At 38.7% G+C, this 1,110-nt stretch carries 1 protein-coding gene; it reads left to right on the top strand.

The annotated features are described in order from the left end of the window. Window positions 1-89 precede the first annotated feature (89 nt). Window positions 90-983 carry a glycine rich domain-containing protein gene (locus tag K333_RS12400; RefSeq protein ID WP_051230950.1) on the top strand — a complete coding sequence of 298 codons (894 nt, stop codon included), beginning with the start codon at window positions 90-92 and terminating at the stop codon, window positions 981-983. Window positions 984-1,110 lie beyond the last annotated feature (127 nt).

Here is a 1,110-nt window from a genome sequence, read left to right as displayed (position 1 = left end):
TGATTGATACATTATTTATATATCACACGTTCTTCTGTTGTTAATTATTTTCCACTTTGTAATATTCCCAGTACAAACACACGGGAAGTGTGCAGGAATTTACAGCGCCTATAAGTGGAGATTATAAGCTGGAAGTATGGGGAGCAGCAGGAGGAAATAGCTATAAAGACCCAATTCATAGTGGTTATACTAATACCGTATATGGCGGTAAAGGAGGATATTGTTCTGGAATAATTACTTTATTTCCTAATTCTGATATTTATATTTATGTCGGACAATCTGGAGAAGGAGTTATAGAGAGGACTTTTAATGGTGGAGGTATTGGAAGTGATAAGTATAATAGTAAAAGTGGAGGCGGTGCTACTGATGTACGATTAGTTAATGGAATATGGAATAATTTTAATTCTCTTAAGTCAAGAATTATGGTGGCAGCAGGAGGTGGAGGTGCACAACATTACTATGAAGGATGTAATGGAGGGAATGCTGGTGGACTATCGGGACAGGATGGCTCTTATTCAATATCATTGTCGAATCCAAATCCCTTTTCTGTAGCTACGGGTGCTACTCAAACTTCAGGAGGAATTGGTGGAAAAGGTGACATAAACGGTTTTAATGGTACTTTTGGCATTGGTGGTAATAGTGTTAGTAACCATGGTAGTGATAGTGGCAGTATTGAAGGTAGTGGCGGTGGCGGTGGTTATTATGGCGGTGGTGGAGCTTTTTTCCAAACTTATTATGTTGTTGGATCAGGCTCTGGTGGTTCTTCCTTCATCTCTGGTTATACAGGCTGTGATGCAATAGATGAATCTTCGACAGAAGACAATATAGTCCATACCGGCCAACCTAATCATTATAGTGGTAAAGTGTTTACTAATTCTGTAATGATTGCAGGCAATGCTAGCATGCCAAAACCTGGAGGTGGGACAGAAACTGGACATACTGGTAATGGATATTGTATAATCACTTGGCAACAATTACCATAATAAGATATAATGGGCTATATCAACAAATTTGCTGATATAGCCTATTTTTATATATGTTTGTCCCAGACGAATCCCGAAGGCATCCCAAAGGATGATATGGAAAAAGAAAGTATGCTATAGGCTTGGT

Origin of the sequence: Segatella albensis DSM 11370 = JCM 12258 (genome assembly GCF_000426565.1) — a bacterium.
Classification (GTDB): domain Bacteria; phylum Bacteroidota; class Bacteroidia; order Bacteroidales; family Bacteroidaceae; genus Prevotella; species Prevotella albensis.
This window is presented reverse-complemented; position numbering and strand designations above follow the sequence as displayed.